The organism is Mesorhizobium sp. M2A.F.Ca.ET.037.01.1.1 (assembly GCF_003998075.1).
Lineage (GTDB): Bacteria > Pseudomonadota > Alphaproteobacteria > Rhizobiales > Rhizobiaceae > Mesorhizobium.
Genome location: NZ_RZSA01001497.1, coordinates 1 through 989, shown reverse-complemented (window position 1 = coordinate 989; position 989 = coordinate 1). Strand labels below are relative to the sequence as shown.

The following is a 989-nucleotide window of genomic DNA, read 5'->3' as shown; positions in this document are numbered from 1 at the left end:
GCCTGAAGCTTGTCGCGAGGCTGAAGCAGCCGGCATCGCAGCCGCTGGTGAGCGAGCCCGCCTTGTAGCCGCCATAGACGCCAAGATGCGGCGCCCAGGTATTGGCGATCTGCCGGCGCTGGTCGCCAAGCGCGATGGTGCGCATGCCCTGCGGCAATCCGTTGGAAGCGGCGGTCAGCGAGGTCCTCACCGAATAGAGCCCCGCCAAGGTGGCGGCGGACCATAAAGCGAGGGCGGCGCCGACAGCAGGCACCAGGACCCAACGATGACCAGACTTTTTCGAAGTTACCTCCCCATGAGGAGCGTCACCCCGGTTTTTCAAACGCAAAAACGCCATACGACCACTCTCAATCGGCATGCCGGTTTTCGCACCTGGCACCCGTCACGATCACAGTTCGCCGGTGCCCCCTGCACCTTCACGCGTCTGTTGCCGATTGATTCAAAAGATGGACAAAGATGGTTAACCAATCCCTCCACCAATCGCCGATTTGGCGACGGTTCACACGAAAAAAGAGCCCTCCATGGTTCTTCGCCACGGTAAAAATGCTCTCCCTCACCCGCTTTGCTGCCCGTTTTTCCGGCCCCTGTCAAGAAACCGTGAACAACGGAAACGACATCTTCAGCCGGCTAGAGGCCGATTGGGGTCAAAATGCGACTATTCGGCAAACCTCGAAACAGGCAGGCCGGAAATGTTGTGGACCAGCCGATCGGCCGGCGGCCCAGGATCGCTTTTTGCGCCATCCGGACAAAAACACTAAAAAAAGTCACCGCGGTCGGGGCAGCTTCCGCCCGCGAATATCCCTCTTGACCTTCCAGTTACTGGAACCCGTAGCGTTCGCAAAGGATCGTCCCCGCGGCGTCCTTCCCAATCGCGATCCAGGAGAAAAAGATGCTGACGGTCGATGTTTCCGAAACGCCGGCCGAGGCGATGCCGCCGCTGCCCGGACGACTGAGGCCGATCGCGCCGCTTGGGGCTCCCACCGTCAGCC

The 989-nt window shown here is 60.5% G+C and carries 1 pseudogene; it reads right to left on the bottom strand.

The features are described 5' to 3' along the window. Positions 1-253 (bottom strand): annotated as a pseudogene (locus EOA27_RS42780) (hypothetical protein); the annotation flags it as partial. Between the last annotated feature and the right edge of the window lie 736 nt (positions 254-989).